This is a genomic window from Xanthomonas sp. LMG 12460 (assembly GCF_009192895.1).
GTDB lineage: Bacteria > Pseudomonadota > Gammaproteobacteria > Xanthomonadales > Xanthomonadaceae > Xanthomonas_A > Xanthomonas_A sontii.
The window spans coordinates 24,666-40,480 of the sequence record NZ_NKUH01000008.1 but is presented as its reverse complement, the minus strand read 5'-3'; the positions used below and the strand labels follow the sequence as shown (position 1 = coordinate 40,480).

General features: G+C 68.7%; 7 protein-coding genes. 1 reads left to right on the top strand and 6 read right to left on the bottom strand.

The annotated features are described in order from the left end of the window. Window positions 1–346 precede the first annotated feature (346 nt). From CEK66_RS01930 to CEK66_RS01910, 5 genes are all read right to left on the bottom strand, one after another. A complete protein-coding gene (locus tag CEK66_RS01930; protein ID WP_152235774.1) occupies window positions 347–1,948 on the bottom strand; it encodes a family 43 glycosylhydrolase in 1,602 nt (533 codons plus the stop codon). After that, complete coding sequence (locus CEK66_RS01925) at window positions 1,945–6,126, bottom strand: Ig-like domain-containing protein (protein ID WP_226978466.1); 4,182 nt, start codon at window positions 6,124–6,126, stop codon at window positions 1,945–1,947. The genes CEK66_RS01930 and CEK66_RS01925 overlap by 4 nt, the downstream gene beginning before the upstream one ends. Before the next feature lie 164 nt (window positions 6,127–6,290). Then, a complete protein-coding gene (locus CEK66_RS01920) occupies window positions 6,291–9,119 on the bottom strand; it encodes a TonB-dependent receptor (RefSeq protein ID WP_152235772.1) in 2,829 nt (942 codons plus the stop codon). A 333-nt stretch (window positions 9,120–9,452) separates the two neighbouring features. Continuing rightward, window positions 9,453–11,819 (bottom strand): Tat pathway signal protein, encoded by a 2,367-nt coding sequence (locus CEK66_RS01915; RefSeq protein ID WP_152235771.1) that lies wholly within the window; start codon window positions 11,817–11,819, stop codon window positions 9,453–9,455. A gap of 250 nt (window positions 11,820–12,069) precedes the next feature. Continuing rightward, a complete protein-coding gene (locus CEK66_RS01910; RefSeq protein WP_152235770.1) occupies window positions 12,070–12,378 on the bottom strand; it encodes a flagellar basal body protein in 309 nt (102 codons plus the stop codon). 533 nt (window positions 12,379–12,911) lie between these two features. Here CEK66_RS01910 and CEK66_RS01905 point away from each other — a divergent pair. Further along, a complete protein-coding gene (locus CEK66_RS01905; protein WP_152181887.1) occupies window positions 12,912–13,319 on the top strand; it encodes a hypothetical protein in 408 nt (135 codons plus the stop codon). Window positions 13,320–13,393: 74 nt separating this feature from the next. Here CEK66_RS01905 and CEK66_RS01900 read toward each other — a convergent pair whose 3' ends face one another. Further along, window positions 13,394–15,724 (bottom strand): S9 family peptidase, encoded by a 2,331-nt coding sequence (locus tag CEK66_RS01900; protein ID WP_152235769.1) that lies wholly within the window; start codon window positions 15,722–15,724, stop codon window positions 13,394–13,396. Window positions 15,725–15,815: the final 91 nt, after the last annotated feature.

Below are 15,815 nucleotides of genomic sequence, written 5' to 3'. Positions count from 1 at the left end.
ATCGACGCGCGTTCCGCCGCACCAGCCTGCAGTGATTGAGGCATGCCGCCGCCACCCCGACGGCATGCGGATCCAGGTTCGCCTCCGGCGAACGCCAGGAACACGCCGCACGGCAGCCACTCGCGTATCGGCAATGCGTCGCCAGACTAATCCACCAAAACGCCATGCACCCGACGGTTATCCTCATGGAATCGGGATAATTCCGCACAGAGTCCGAAAATCAAACCGACGTCACGGCAGGAACATGATGCGGCCGGCACCTGCCGCCGACATCAGCGGCAGGTGCTGCAACCGAAGCGCCTGCGAAGGTCGGCGAGGTCGGTTCGATCGGCATGCACGCCTCACTTCAAGGCATGTCGCAGCGCTGCACATCCGCCGCGCTCGCCTGCGGCAAGCGCTGCGCCTGCGGCGCCAACATCTCCCACTCCTGCACCGCCAGTGCGGCGTAGCGCTCGCCGCCGCCGGATGCGTCCAGCACCGCGCGCATGCAGCGCGTGGTCACCGGCGCGAAGCGCAGCGTCTGCCAGCGGCCGGCGACGGGTGCGCGCGTACTCTCTGCCAGCGGCCACCAACGGCCGTCGCGACGGTACTCCAACCGCCAGCGCGCCGGCGGCGCCACGCCGCTGTCCGCGCCCGGCGGATGATCGGCCCAGAACAGGATGCGACTGCCCTGCAGCGTCACCGGTTGCGCCCAGCTGTACTGCAGCCATTGCTGCGGTGGGTTGTGCGGTGTCCAACTGCCCCATAGCTGCGGCGGCAACGGATTGCGCTTGACCCGGCCGTCGTTGAGCGCGGCGATCCAGTACTGGTGCGGAATGTCCGGACCGTTGGACGCGCTGGCCTGCGCATAACGAGCGAGGTTGCGCTGCGGCGGCAACGGCGGCTGCGGCCGCTGCGTGGGCACCACCGGCAGGATCCGCGCCGGCTGCCGGGTGTCGTCCCACTGCAGCCGGTCGATCGCCACGCTGCGGCGGAAATGCCCGCCGCCCTTGGCGTCGGCGGTGTGGTAGACCAGGTACCACTGGCCCTTGAATTGCACGATGCCCGGATGCGAGGTGGTCGAGGACACCGGTGGCAGGATCACGCCGCGATAGGTCCATGGCCCCAACGGCGACGGCGCGCTGCCGTAGGCGATGCACGCGTGGTACAGCGTCGGCGTGCACTCCGACTCCGGCCCGGCATGGTTGTCGGCGTAGGCCATGTAGTAGGTGCCATTGCGCTTGAACAGCCACGGCGCTTCGAAGTAGCCGTCCAGCGTGGTCACCGCCACCGCCTGCCCCTTCGGCGTGACCATGTCGCGTTCCAGTTCGATGCCGAACAGCTTGCCGAAAGTGCCCCAGTACAGATACACGCGGCCGTCGTCGTCGACCAGGACGGTCGGGTCGATGTTCTGGATCGCGTTGGGCACCGGCAGCGACTGCGACAGGATCGGTCCCTGCGGATGCGCGTCGCGCCACGGCCCCAGCGGGCTGTCGGCCACCGCCACGCCGATCGCGAATGGATCTGCATTACGCGAGTGTGCTTCGTGCACCGGCGCATACAGGTAATAGCGTTTATCCGGGCCCTGCACGATCTGCGCCGCGTAGGCGTGGCCGGGCGCCGCCCAGGCGAATACCTGCTGCGGGCGCAGCAACGTCGGGTAATGGGTCCAGTCGCCGCGGCCGACATCGTCGGTGACCAGCAGTTGCCAGCGGTCGATCACGAAGTCGTTGACCTCGGGTGCCGCCTCGTCGCGGCCGGCGATGATGTAGAGCTTGCCGTCGGCGACCAGCGGCGCGGGGTCGGCCGAATAGGCGCGGCCGTCGGCCAGGATCGGATTGCCCGGCGCATGTACCTGCCGCGACCAGGGCACCGCCGGTGTCGCGGCGATGGTCGCGGCAACGCCGATGCAGGCAGCGCAGGCCACCAGCAGGCAGGCGACGACACGGCGCACGGGATGGCGGTTCATGGCGTCGTCTCCGCCTCGATCACCAGCTCCAGCCGCACCGGCAGCGTCCCGGTGCCATCGCGGCCCTGCGCCTGCCCGACCACGCTCAGGCGGCCGGGCTTGGCGTAGGCGGCCGGCGCCAACGGCGACCACTGCACCGGCACACGCTCGCGCGAGCCGTCGTTGTACTGCACGGAGACCAGTTCCGGCAGCGCCGGCGCCTGCCCCGCAGGCATGTGCAGCGGCGGCGGCGCCTGCACGGTGGTGAGCTGGCCCGGCGCGGTCGCGCGGACCCAGATGCTGGCCGTCACCGGCACGCCGCCGTCGGCCAGGCCCTGCACCTGCACGCGGCCCTCGCCGGCCAGCGCCGCCGCATCGACTTGCGACCAGCGCACGCCCAGCCAGGCCCAGCTGCCGTCGGCGAAGTAGCCGGCGATGCGTGCCGGCAGCGTCGGCGCCTGCCCGGGCGCGATGCGCACGTCCACCGCTTCGGTCGCCACCGCGCGCTCGGCGAACACCTGCCATTCGTCCAGCCCGACCGCGTAGTGGCCCTCGCCCTGCGTCGCGGTCTGCAGCACCGCGCGCAAGGCCGTGGTAACCACCGGCGCGAACGTCACCCGGCTCGGCGCGCCATCGCCGTGCACCGGATAACCGCCGCGCACGGCGATGTCGCGCCACTGCGTGCCGTCGCGGTATTGCAACGTCCACGCGCGCGGCAACGCCACCCCGCCCTGCGGCTGGTCGTCCCAGAAATACAGCGCCGCCGCGTTCAGCCGTTGCGGTTGCGGCCACTCGTACTGCACCCACACCGAAGCCGGCTGCGCGCGCCCCCAACTGCCCCAGCGGCGGTCGGCGGCCGGCACCTGGTCCGGCGCCGGCAGCAGCCCATCGTTGAGCGCCTGCAGGCGGTGATGGCCGGCGGTGAACTGCGCGCTCGGCGTGGCCTCGCCCTGTACTTGCAGTGTCTGCCCGGCCGGAGCCGCCGCCGCGATCACCACCACCTCGGCGTGTCCTTGCAGCGCGCCATCGTCGGCCTGCAACTGCAGGGTGTAGGCGCCGGGCGCAGTGAAGCGCACCTGCGTGGTGGCCGCCTGCGGCTGCTCGAACACCGCCGCACCGCCGGGCGGCGCCTGCAGCGTGCGCCACTGCAGCGTCAGCGTGCCGTTCGGCAACGCATCGTCGCCGACCTGGCCGACCAGGCGCATCACGCCACCCGCCGCGCTGCCGTCTTCCTGCCAGGCCTCGACCTGCGGCGCCTGGTTGCCGTGCGCCGCCGGCGCCGCGGCGCCGCTGGCATAGGCCTGGAGCTCCTTGATCCCGGTGCGCAGCGCGCCGGCATGCGTGACCTGCAGACGCCAGCGCTGCGCGCGCAGCGGCGGGAAACGGATGCGGTTGCGGTTGCCCTGCGCGATCGGTGCATCGCGCACCTGGCCCGGCACGGTCTTCCACACGCCGGCGTCAAAGTACTGCAGCACGTACAGCCACGGCGGCGCGTAGCCGGCGCGCGTGCCCGACGGGAAGCCGTGCTGTTCACCCGGAGGCGAGGAACTGCGATAGAAGTACACGCGTACATCGTCCAGGGTCTGCGGGCGCTGCAGATCCAGTTCCAGCCAGTCGCTGCTACTGCTCGAACCGGCGGTGCCCCAGAACGGTTCGTTGGCGGTGCTGCCGTCGACCGCCGCCGTGGCCGGGAATCCGTCGGTCGCGTAGCTGGCGCTGACTGCCGCGTCCTGCGCCAGGTTGCGCGCGCCGGGCGGCAACGCGATGTCGAGCCCCGCGTCGGCGAGGACCGCACCGATTCGCGCCGTGCCGGGAAACCGCACCTGCTGCGGCGCCTGCAATGCCAGCCGATGCGCGGCCAGCACCTGCATCTGCGCGGCACCGGCATTGACCGCATCCGGCAAGGCCTGCACGCGGCCGCTGGCGGGGTCGTACAGCACGTGCGCCAGACGATCGACGGTGAAGGCCAGGTGGCCGTCCAGGTACAGCGAATAGCCCTTCGGCGCCGCTCCGCCGTAGCGGCGGCCGTCGCGATCCCAGACGATGCTCAGGTCGCGATCGCGATAGCGCAGGCAGTCGGCGACGAAATGATCCCAGCCGATATCGATGGGATACAGCTCGATCAGGGCGTCGCTGCGCGGGCGCAGGCCCATCGCATCCTCGATCACCGTGAAGTTGGTGGCGCCGAGCTGGGTGTGGTGGATCCACGAGCGATAGCCGATGCGGCCGCCATCGGCGGCGCTGCCCTGCGCCCAGAATTCGTTCTGGTCCGGGTAGCGGTTGTCGCCGTCGATGTAGTGCGCCCACGCGTTCCAGTACAGCAGCTTGCGGTAGCTGGACGCATCGAGGTACGGGCTCGGGTAATCACGCAACACGCTGCCGAGCAGGCGGAACGCCACGGTGGAATTGATCACCGAGAAATTGTTGCTGCCGCCGGCGCCGCGCGCCTGCGCATCGGCCTGGTTGGCGGTGTAGAACGGGAACAGCGGGAACTGCCGCGCATCGGCGAACAGGCGAAGCGCGCGCACGTACTTGGGGTCGTCGTCGGCATCGCCATGCCTGGGCATCAGGCCGACGCTGAAGGGGTAATAGTTGTTGGTTTCCTTCCAGTCCACCGGCAGACGCGGCCCATCGGCCTGACGCTGCTTGAGCAGGTCGCCGTGCAGGCCCATGCCGTCGGCCTGTGCACTGTGGTCCTGCCACAGCACATCGAGCACGGCGCGGCGGATCTTCGCCGCCAGCGCCTGCATGCGCTTGGCGGTGGCGGCATCGCCGGCCAACTGCGCGGCTTGCGCGGCGGCCAGCGCATTGGCGTACACGTACGCGCTCTCGCTGCGGTCCATGCGCGCTGCGCCATGGTGTTTGGCCCAGTCGAAGGACACCGCGTCGGCGTCGTTGCCGGTCATCGCCGCCCAGTCGTATTCGATCAGGCCATTGCCGTTGCGGTCATAGGCGCGCAGCAGCGCGTCCACGTCGTCGCTGGCGTAGCGCGCCAGTTGCCCGGCGATCGCCGGCGGCCCGCCGTGCACCTGGTAGGCGCGCCAGGCGGCGGCACTGAGGTACTGGGCGTAGGAATTGGACCAGTTCTCCGGCGCGCCGGGGTTGTCCACGTACTTGCCGCCGCCGGCGGTCTCGCCGGCGCCGAGCCAGGAGCCGTAGGCGTAGAGCGGATCGCGCAGGTACTTGAGGTCGTCGATGAACATGCCGGTGGTGAGCACGATGGCGTTGTCGTAGCCGAGCACTCCTTCGATCGCCACCGGGAACTGGTAGTCGTTGCCGGGCACCGCCGCGTCGAGGAAATTGAAGCGCAGCAGCCACCAGCGGTAGAACAGGGTCTTGTCGAGATTGTCCTCGGGCGTGTCCAGGTACGGCAGGTTGTCGGCCCACCAGCGGTTGTAGGCGACGACGTGGTCGCGGTAGGCCTGCTGCGGCGACTGCGCGGCGATGCGCCGGTATTCCTGCAGCGAGGCGGGCAGCTCGCGCGCGATCAGCCCCAGTTGCACCTTCAGTGTCGGCGCGGTGCCGTGCGCCGGCACCGCCAGCGGCCGCGCGATGCTTGCGCCATCGACCGCGAAGCCGTCGCCGGACAAGCGCGGAAACAGCGTGGTGATGGCGTTATGGGTGACGAAGGCGCCGGTCAACTCGGCACTGTCGGGATGCGTGGCCATCGGCGAGACCGCACGCAGGGTCAGGGTGTGCGCCACGCCGTCGACACTGGACACGGTGACTTCGGCCACCGCCACGTTCTGCTCGCTGATGAACTTGACCAGTTGCAGGCGCACGCCGCCACCGGCATACGCGCTGCTGAAATAGCTCGGCGTCTGTCGCCGCTGCGCGCTGTCCTCGACCAGCGCGATCGGCACGCCGTCGCGCTCCAGTTGCAGGCGGAACAGCGCGTCGTGGCCGGTCTTGTGCACGTAGGCCACGTCGCCCACGAAGCCAGGCTCCTCCGGCTTGTGCGTGTACAGGTAGGCGGCGCGGCCGCGGGTGAACAGCCAGTTGTTGCTGTCGCCGAAACCGCCGCCGGTGCCCTGCCGCGCCAGCAGGCGGTCGATCCAGAAATCGCGACCGGGCGTGCGGCCGGCACCCGCCGCCAGGTCGGCGGCGAACACGCGCTGCAACTGGCCCTGCCCCCGGCCCGGCGTGAACGCCACGCCGCTATCCGGCAAGGGATGCGCATCGCCCTTGAAGTGCGGCATGCCGACCGCGGCATTGCTGGGCTGCAGGCCTTCGCCGTCGCGGTCGAGGTCGCCGACGGCGGCTGACGCCGCCACCGCACTCGCAGCGAACGACAGGCCAACCAGGAGAGCGATGGCGCCGCGCCGCACGCGCGATGCGGCGCCACCGAGGACAGGCATGCGACTCAAAACTCGGTCCTGATCCGCGCCCAGAAGTAACGCCCCAGCGTGTCGTAGGTGAACGCATCGGTGTTGGCCGCGCTGGCATAGCCGTAGTAGCGCGGCGGCGTGCGATTGCCGAGGTTGTTCACGCCCAGCGCCAGGGTGGCATGCAGGCTCTCGAACTTCCGGCTCACGCTGGCGTCGTGATAGGTCACCGTGCCGACCGGGAAGTACACGCAACTGCCGTCGGCGGCGGTGTTGACGCAGAAGTCCTCGTAGGCGCTGCCGACGGTGGTGCGCCCGATCAGCCGCGTGTTCCAGCTCGCGTGCCATGGGCCGTTGTCCCAGTCGAGGGTGAAGTTGGCGCGCCAGCGCGGCAGGTTGCCGTAGCTGGATTGTTCGCCCACGTAGTTGTGCGGATCGCCGCTGAACGTGTAGCTGGACAGGTAGGTGGCATCGACACCGGCGCGGAAGCGGCCCCACGCCGTCTCCGGCAAGGCGTACTTGATGCCGACGTCGTCGCCGCGGATGTCGACCTTGCCGCTGTTGATCGCGAACGGCACGGTCACGCTGACCAGTTGCCCGGTGGGGCCGCGCTTGATCAGCGGACAGTAGGCGCTCTGGCCGTCGTAACAGTTCTGCAGCACCTGATCCAGGCCGGTGCCGTTGATCATGTCGTCCAGGGTGACGCGCCAGCTGTCCAGATTCAGCGACAGACCCTCGGCCCAGCCCGGGTCGTACACCGCGCCGATGTTGTAGGAGCGCCCCTGCTCGGGCTTGATCGCAAAGCCCGCGTTGGCCGAGCCGGTGGTGAGCACGGTGAAGGACGAGCTGTTGACGAAGCTGCCGTTGGTCGGCACGTTGGCGCAGGCCGCGGGATTGCCGCCGCCGGTGTAGCCGTTGCACGGATCGGTATAGGTGCCGGCGTCGTCGACCACGCCGTTGAACGGGGAGCCGTACAGATCGCCCAGCGCCGGCGCGCGGAACACCTGCGAGCCGGTGGCGCGGATCAGCAGGTTGTCGATCGGTCGCCATTCCAGCGCCACCTTGCTGTTGGTGGTGCTGCCCCAGTAGTCGTAGCGCGAGTAGCGCGTGCCCAGGTTGAGGTTCAGCGCCTGCGCGCCGGTCACGCCCTTGAGCAGCGGTACCAGCACTTCGGCATACGCCTCCTTGATGGTCTCGTCGTGGCCCTGGTTCATGATGCAACCGTCGTTGTAGTCGCAGTTGCCGTCGGCATCGGCCGCCGCCACCGGATTGCTGGTGCCCTGCGAGAAGCCGTTCTTGCGGAACGACAGGCCGAACGCGGCCTGCACCGCTCCGGCCGGCATCGCGAACAGGTCGCCGTTGACGCTGGCCTCGGCGAACTTCATCGTGCTCTCGTCGATCAGGTCGACCGCGCTCTGGGTGGCCTTGATGCCGGCGATGGTGGCCGGATCGTCCGGGTTGAACACGTTGATCGGGGTACAGCCGGCGATGACGTTGCCGGGCGTACCGCACTTGATGGTGCCGTCGCTGTCGCGGAACGAGGCACCCACCGCGTTGTTGAGCGCCGAGGTGATGGAGAAGCCGTTGCGCACCAGGGTGTCCTTGTAGTGCGCGTAGCCGGCCGCCGCATCCCACTGCCAGCTGCTGTCGCCGAACTTGCCGCGCAAGCCGGCGACGATGTTGGTCTGGTACATCGTCGAGGTGTAGACGCGGGTGTTGGCCGGCACCGAACGCAGCAGGTAGCGGCTGAGCTGGGCGCCGAAGGGGTTGTAGTAGTTCTGCGCGGCGTTGGGCAGTTCCAGGCCGTAGGCGGTGAGCTGCGAGGTGGTCTCGCTGCGGGTCCAGAACATGTCCAGGTAGCCCTGCACGTTCGGGGTGAAATCGAACGTGGCGTGTGCAGAGGCGTTGGTGCGCTGCACCGGGGTGATCAGGTACTGCCCGGTGTAGGAGTTGTAGCCTTCCACCGCCTGGCTGTAGGTATGGAAGTCGCTGGCGGTGACCTGGCCCGGCGCCAGGTTGGCGTTGGGCGTCAGCACGCTGCCATTGCGCAGGAAGGCGCGGGTGCCGTTGCCGCGGCGCTCCACCACCTGGCCGTTGAGATAGTTCTGCGCGGTGCGCGCGTAGTCGCGATCGCTGTCGTACAGCGCGTTCATCGAGCTGCGGCTCACGCCCAGGACCAGCCCGCCGCGGTCCCAGGTCTTGCCCCACTCCAGGCCGAGCGAGCGCCGGTTGCCGTCGCCGTGGGTGCTCAGGCCGTAGTCGGCGGTGGCGGCGAAGCCGTCGTACTTGTCCTTGAGGATGATGTTGACCACGCCGGCGATGGCGTCGGAGCCGTACACCGACGAGGCGCCGTCGGTGAGCACCTCGATGCGCTCGACCATGGCCGCCGGAATCGCGTTGACGTCCACGCCGGGCGCGGCGGCGACGCTGCTGGCCGGCCCGGCCATGCGATGGCCGTTGACCAGCACCAGGGTGCGCTCGGGGCCGAGGTTGCGCAGCGACACCAGCGCGCGACCGTGGCTGAAGCCGGAGTTGAGCGCGACGTTGGGCATGTTGCCGGCCATCGCCGGCAGTTGCTGCAGCAACTGGCCGAGGGTGTCCTGGCCGCTGTCCTCGATGCGCTGGCGGTCGATGGTGATGACCGGGCTGGCGGTTTCCGCATCGACCCGGCGCAGATGGCTGCCGGTGACGCTGATGCGTTCCAGCGTGGTCGCCTGGCTATCCTGCGTCGGCGCATCCTGCGCCTGCGCCGCCGGCGCGAGCAGGGCCAGGGCGGTGCAGATCGCCGCGGCCAGCGGACCGGGCTGCGGCGCGGCGCGCCAGGAACACGGGAGCAGCGGCGCAACGCGTTCGAGCAAAGACGGCATCGGAAATCTCCTGAGCGGCAGCCTGACGATCGCCGGAACGCCGCCCTTCCCCAGGCGGCCGCCCCGTCGCCAGCGCGTGTGGCGGATACGAAAACGGACGTGTCCACGCATGCGCCATCGGATGGGACGATCCCGACGCCGCCTGCACGGCGACGCGCACGACCCATGCGCTGCGTCCCCGGTGACGTGCAGGAATCTCCCCCTTGGACATTCACTGCACGGTCACAATGTGCGCGTACGACGCGCGTGGCGTCTTGTCGTATTTATCGGGAAAACGTGCGGAATACCGCACTGCCCCGCAGGCAGGCGGGACGTTTCCGACTTTTTCGCCACTCAGCCGTAGACGGCGGAAATCGCCACCGTCGCCGCGCTGCCGGCCGGCACCAGCACGCGCTCGTTGCGCGGCCCGGACAGCGCCGCCGGCTGCCCGTCCAGTTGCACCTCCTGCAGGCGGGTGCCGGCCGGCACGCGCAGGGTCAGCCAGGTGCGTGCCGGCCGCTGCGCCGGCAGCGTCACGCGGCCGTCGATGCGCTTGCGCGCCGGATCCCCGCGCAGCGCCAGCGACACCCTGCCCCAGCGCGTCGGCGCGGCGTCGATCGCGATCGTCTCGCCGCTGCCCAGCCAGTCGCGCGGCACCGCCCGCGCCAAGAACAGTTCCTCGCCGGCGCTGTCCTCGAACACCAGCATCCAGCGCAGCAGCAGCGGGATGGTCAGCTGCGCCGGGATGCAGAACAGCGGCATGCCGCCGGTGATGCCGGTGACCTCGCCCGCGGTCCAGCTGCCGCGGGTATGCACGTGGAAGCGGTGCGCGTACAGGAACAGCAGGTATTCCTCGATTCGGTCCAGGCGCAGCAACTGCTGCGCGTAGCCGTAGGAGATGAAACCAAGCAGGTCGCGCGCCTCCGGGGTCGGCGCGGTGATGTTGCCGACCACACCGAGGCTGGTGCCGCCGTGGCCGCGCACGCAGTCGATGACCAGGTGCGCCAGGTCGTCGGGCAGCACGTCGGCCTGCAGCAGTTCTGCATAGGCGCGGTGCGGCCAGCCCTGCTCGCTGGGATGCTCCTGCTGCAGCGACTGGCGGAACGTCAGCTTCACCCCCGGCAGCGGGCCGATGTAAGGCGGCTGCAGATCGCGGCGGATGTTGCCACGCAGCGTGCGCAACAATTGCGCGGACAACTGCTGCGCGCGCCGCTGCCATTGCGCCGCGGCGGCCTGCCCGCCCGGCCCGGCGATGCCGCTCCACACCGCGGCCAGGTCCTGCCAGCCGCGCACCGTCAGCGCGCTGTTGGCGTAGTACGGCTTCCACCACACCTGCGGATCGGGGAACAGGCAGGCGTCGGATTCGTTCCAGCCGTGGAGCAGGCCATGCCCCGGTGCCGATGCCGGCAGGCGCAGGCTGGCGTCGTGCAGCTCGACCAGCACCTGCGCGGTGGCGGCGATCTTGTCGCGGTGCTTGCGCAGCAGCGCGGCATCGCCGGTGTAGCGCAGGTAGCGCGCCAGCAGCGACAGGGTCAACCCGAACTGGCCGGTCTCCGGGCCGCGCATGTTGACCATGCCGTCGGCCTGCACGAAGTCACTGAAATAGCCGTCCAGCACCGCCGCCGCCTGACTGAAACGCCCCCATTCCAGGTTGGCGTACAGCGAACTGGTGAAGGTGTCCTGGAAGCCGTCGTACTCGTTGCCGTAGTAGTCGCGGTCCACCGCGCCGTACTTGGGATAGGTGCCGCCCGGACGCACCACCAGTTCGCGGGCGAAGGCGAAGCGCGCCATGTCGCGCCAACTCGCATCCGGGGTTTGCGCCTGCACAGTGTCGGCGAGCTGCGCCTGCCAGTAGCCGGCGAAGGCGAGCAGACCGCGGTAGAAATCCTCGGCGCTGCGCGGGCCGCGCCGCGGCGGGTAGTCGGGATAGCTGTAGCCGTACACGACCTTGCTGACCTTGCCTTGCTCCACCAGCGCACTGCGGTGCCAGGTCTGCACCACGAAGCGGTCCTCGGCCAGCACGTCGGCGAACAGCAGGATGTCGTAGTAGCGGCCCTCGCCGGCCGGCACTACCTTGCGCACCGCCGGCATCCAGCCGCCGAGCAGGCCTTCGCTGCGGCGCCGCACCAGCTCGTCCTTGCCCAGCTCCGGGAACGCCTGGATCGCGCGATAGCAGCGGGTGCGCCCATCCGGGTACACCGGCATGGTGTCGGCGCACTCGCGGGTGCCGACGAAGGTGGTCCACGGCAGGCGCCCGTTGTAGTCCTTGGGATCCAGTTGCGAGGCCGGCGGCGGCGCGACGTCGCGCACCTCGTCGGCGCGGGGGTCGCCGTCGCGCAGCAGGCGATCGGCGAGCAGGTCGGCATCGGCCATCGCCACTTCGGCCAGGGCCATGCCGAAGTACGGGGCCTGCGCCGCAGGGAACACCGCTTCGGTGCGCTTGCCCAGCACCAGCGCCCCGCCCGGCCCGCGCAGGGTCAGATCGCCGTCGGGCTGGCGCAGGTCTTCGTACACCTCCCAGGTCGCGCCGGCCTCGACGAACCGGCAGTGCAGGGTGTGCCCGGCGAGGGTGTCGGCCGCCAGCGGCTGCAGTTGCGGCGGCGCAGGCGCACGTGCGGCGCTGGCCGCTACCGGTGTCGCGGCGGCGCGCCCGGCCAGCACTTCCACACCGGCGACCGCACCGACCGCTAGGCCCTGACGCAGGAAATCTCTCCGATCCATCTACCGTCCCCGATGCAATGCGATCGTCGCATCGTGCGCGGTGCGCGCCGCAGCGTCTTGTGCGCTGTACCGAGGATGGATGCGGAAAATCGCATAGCCGCGCAGGCGGGTGGCCTGGCTGCGGCTGACGGGCCTGCAACGCACGCATCCGGCCGCGCGGAGCGCGTCCGGATCCTCAGGTCACGCAGCGCACTTCCGACGCGCCGTCCGCACCGATCCGGCGACGACCCGCCACCTGGCCTCCGCCCGCTTAGGCGAGAACGTCGAGCAGGCTGCCGATGCTGTCGTCGGCCGCGCGCAGCACCCGCGCATTGGCCTGGAACGCGGTGCGCTCGGTCAGCGTGCCGACCATGTCGTCGACCAGATCGCTGCCCTGCCCGTCGGCCTGCCGCACCTGCCCGACCACGCCACCGCCGGCGCTCGCCTGGTTCACCGGGACCGAACGCTGGAAGCCCTCGGTGGCGAGGTTGGCGATGTTGTTGGCGCGCACCTGCAGCCCGGACGTGGCAGCGCGCATGCCGGACAGCGCGAGCGAGGAACTGGGAGCGATGGCGGTCATGGCAGGCCGTGGCGCAAGGAGACTTGCCGGGATATCGGCCGAGTTCGCGGCATCTTTAGGGGCGGGAGTCGGGATTGGGAATTCGCAGGAGCGAACGCATCGGCGCCGAGAGCAAAGGCCCCTCTCCCGCCGGGAGAGGGTTGGGGCTGAGGGTACGGAAGCGCCGCGATGCCTGCGAACCCCAATGCCTCCTCCGCCTCCTCATCCGCCCCTGCGGGGCTCCTTCTGCCGACAGGTCAAGGAAACACGTCGAAGTATTGGCGATCGCGATCCACCCATCCATCAATTGTGCGATCGAAGTCAGATGATATTGCTGCCCTGTTCGCAGCGGACCGCGGATGGATCGCCACGTCATTCGGCCAAATTAATGTGTCATAAATATGAAATTATCTTGACGCCTCTTGAATGAACTGTTAATTTTATTTTCCTTAAAAATTCAGGGTATATATTCCGAAATACAAAATTCAGTAAATAAAATTAGATTTCTTATCGAATTCCACTTGATTCACTTGACTCACTTGCAAGAGAGAAGAATGAAGATTTATAAAAAATCAGTCGTGGCATGCGCGTTGTTTTCCATTGCCGGAGCAGGCAATTGCGGAATAGGCGAGAACTCGTGGTTCTTCATGCCCTTGGAAAAAGTAACCTATGACTTCACCGCTGGCGAAGAACACATGGGCCTTGAAACAGGATGCGATTTCTTCGCCCCCGGCAATATCTTTTTTGCGATCACATACTCTGGCACGCCTGCAGCCGAAAAAAGAGTCTATGTCGAAACCGACGACCCCAGAAACGTCACGTACGACAAAGCCGCAAAGACGTTCTACGTCACAAATCCAAAGCGCATGGCAATAGGACTCCCCTATGGCGGAACCTACACCATTAAAAATCGCTCATTAGCGACGATCAAAGGCGCCAACTGTGACGCCGGATTTTATTAAATCCACGATTTCCGAATGATCCGATGCCGCCACCGGAAGGCGGCATCTCTGACATTCATGCAGGCGCGCTCTACTTATCGCGTAACGCGTCCGTCCACGCCATTCCAACGCGGCGTCGGCTCCCCCAGCAGATGCTGCACGAAGAAGTCGTACTGGCGTCGCTGGACGTAGTCGATGGGACCGGTGGAGCGGCCGACGGTGTGTTCGCCGCCGGGCACGGCGAGCAGATCGAAGTCCTTGCCGGCCTTGATCAGTGCGTCCACCACCTGCGCGGTCGAGGCCGGGTCGACGTTGCTGTCCTGCTCGCCGACGATCAACAGCAGGTCGCCACGCAGCTTGGCCGCATTGTCCACACCGGAGGCGCGGGCATAGCTGGCGTCCACCGGCCAGCCCATCCACTGCTCGTTCCAACTGATCTTGTCCATGCGGTTGTCGTAGCACCCGGCATAGGCCACGCCGACCTTGTAGAAGTCCGGATGCCGCTCCAGCGCGCCCAGCGTGCTCTGCCCGCCGGCCGACGCGCCGTAGATGCCGACGCGGCCGATGTCGTAGGACGGATCCTGTGCGGCCAGCGCCTTGTGCCAGGCGATGCGGTCGGGGAAGCCGGAATCGCCGAGGTTCTTCCAGGCCACGTCGTGGAAGGCCTTGGAGCGGTTGGCGGTGCCCATGCCGTCGATCATCACCACGATGAAGCCCAGGTCCGCCTGCGCCTGCATGCCGATCTGCTTGTCGCCGCCGGAGTGATAGCCGAACGGCCAGAAGGTCTTGGGCACGAAGGAATCGTGCGGGCCGGCGTAGATGTTCTCGATCACTGGGTATTTCTTGTGCGGATCGTAGTCGCGCGGCCGCACCACCATGCCCCAGATGTCGGTCTTGCCGTCGCGGCCCTTGGCGACGAAGGTCTGCGGCGCGCGCCAGCCGGCGGCCTGCAGCTTGCGGATGTCGCCGCGCTCGACCACCTGCAGCAGGCGCCCGTCGATGGCATGCAGTTCCATCACCGGGGCCATGTCCGGACGCGAATACACGTCCACGTAATGGCGCCCATCGTCGGCGATGGCCACGTCGTGGTCGGCATCGGCCTGGGTCAGCCGGGTCAGGTGGCCGCCGTCGAAATCCACCGCGAACAGTTGCCGATAGTACGGATCCTTGCCCGCATCCATGCCGCTGGCGGTGAACCAGATGCGCCGCTGTGCATCGTCCACGCGCAGCACGTCGCGCACGATCCACTCGCCCTTGGTGATCTGCGTCTTGATCCGGCCGCTGGCACCGTCGAACAGGTACAGGTGGCGCCAACCATCGCGCTCGGAGATCCAGAGGATTTTCTGGCCCAGGCCGTCGACATCGTGGTGGTAGCTGCGGTCGGCGTACACGAAGGTCTTGGCGTCCTCGCCCACCGCCACATGCGCCTTGCCCGTGGCCGCATCCACCGCGATCGCGCGCATGCGCTGGAAGCCGCGCTGCACGTAGTCGAACACGAAACTGGCGCTGTCGCGGCGCCACTGGATCGGCGAGAGCTGGTACGGGTTGGCGAACAGCGCGTCGTCGATGACCAGGCGCTTGGGCGCGCCGCCGCGCGCCAGCGCGCCGAGGTCGAACAGCACCGGTCGCTCGATATCCACCGCATCGCCGGGCTTGGGATACAGCTGCGTGCGCACGATCGGCTGGCCGCCGCCGGGCGGCGCCGCCTCGACCCGGGTGACGCGGCGGGGAAAGCCGGGCTTCACCCGGTACAGCGCCAGCCGCTGCGAATCCGGCGACCACGCAATCGTTTCCGGGTCGTAGAAATCGTCGCTGCGGCTATCGTCGGCCAGGCGCAGCGTGTGGCCGTCCGCCACCGCGCGCAGCATCAGCGCATTGCCGTCGACATAGGCGTCCCAGCGTCCGTCCGGCGAGCGCCGCGGAGTGGCATCGGCCGGCACGCTGAGATCGCGCACCACACCGAAACCGCGCGGCCGCGGCTGCGGGCCGCGGTCGGCACGCGCGCAGACGTAGGTGGTGAGCGTGCAGCGCCACGGCGTCTCATCGAGCTCGAAGGCGATCGCCGCCTGCGCCTTGCCACCCTCTGCGACGTAGGCGAAACGCGCGAACGGCAGGCGCAGCGCCGGATAGGCGGTGCCGGTTGCCGCGCCCAGCGCGCGCGCCAGCCGCGCCTGGTCGAACGCCGGCTGCTTGCGTTGGCTGGCCACGTCCTCGACCTCGAAGGCGAAACCGCCCGGCACGGTCTTGCGGTAGTAGAACGCGCCGTCGTCGCGCCACTGCGCCGGCCAGGTCACGTTCTCGGTCAGGCCGATCCAGGCCTCGCGCAGGCCCAGCGAGCGCTGGTAGTCGGCGACGCTGGGCGCGGCCTGGGCGGCGCCGGCGCAGCAGGCCAGTGCCATGACGATAGATACGACGAACTTGTTCATGCGGTTTCCAAAAATCTCATGACGCGCTGTTTCCCGTAGAGCGGCTTTAGCCGCGACGGGCTTTCCCGTTGACGTCTGCCGCAGCCAATCC

Coding starts and splice junctions, on each gene's coding strand:
- CEK66_RS01915 (WP_152235771.1), bottom strand. CDS start 11,819: ATGGATCGGAGAGATTTCCTGCGTCAGGGCCTAGCGGTCGGTGCGGTC.
- CEK66_RS01930 (WP_152235774.1), bottom strand. CDS start 1,948: ATGAACCGCCATCCCGTGCGCCGTGTCGTCGCCTGCCTGCTGGTGGCC.
- CEK66_RS01920 (WP_152235772.1), bottom strand. CDS start 9,119: ATGCCGTCTTTGCTCGAACGCGTTGCGCCGCTGCTCCCGTGTTCCTGG.
- CEK66_RS01900 (WP_152235769.1), bottom strand. CDS start 15,724: ATGAACAAGTTCGTCGTATCTATCGTCATGGCACTGGCCTGCTGCGCC.
- CEK66_RS01910 (WP_152235770.1), bottom strand. CDS start 12,378: ATGACCGCCATCGCTCCCAGTTCCTCGCTCGCGCTGTCCGGCATGCGC.
- CEK66_RS01925 (WP_226978466.1), bottom strand. CDS start 6,126: ATGCCGCACTTCAAGGGCGATGCGCATCCCTTGCCGGATAGCGGCGTG.
- CEK66_RS01905 (WP_152181887.1), top strand. CDS start 12,912: ATGAAGATTTATAAAAAATCAGTCGTGGCATGCGCGTTGTTTTCCATT.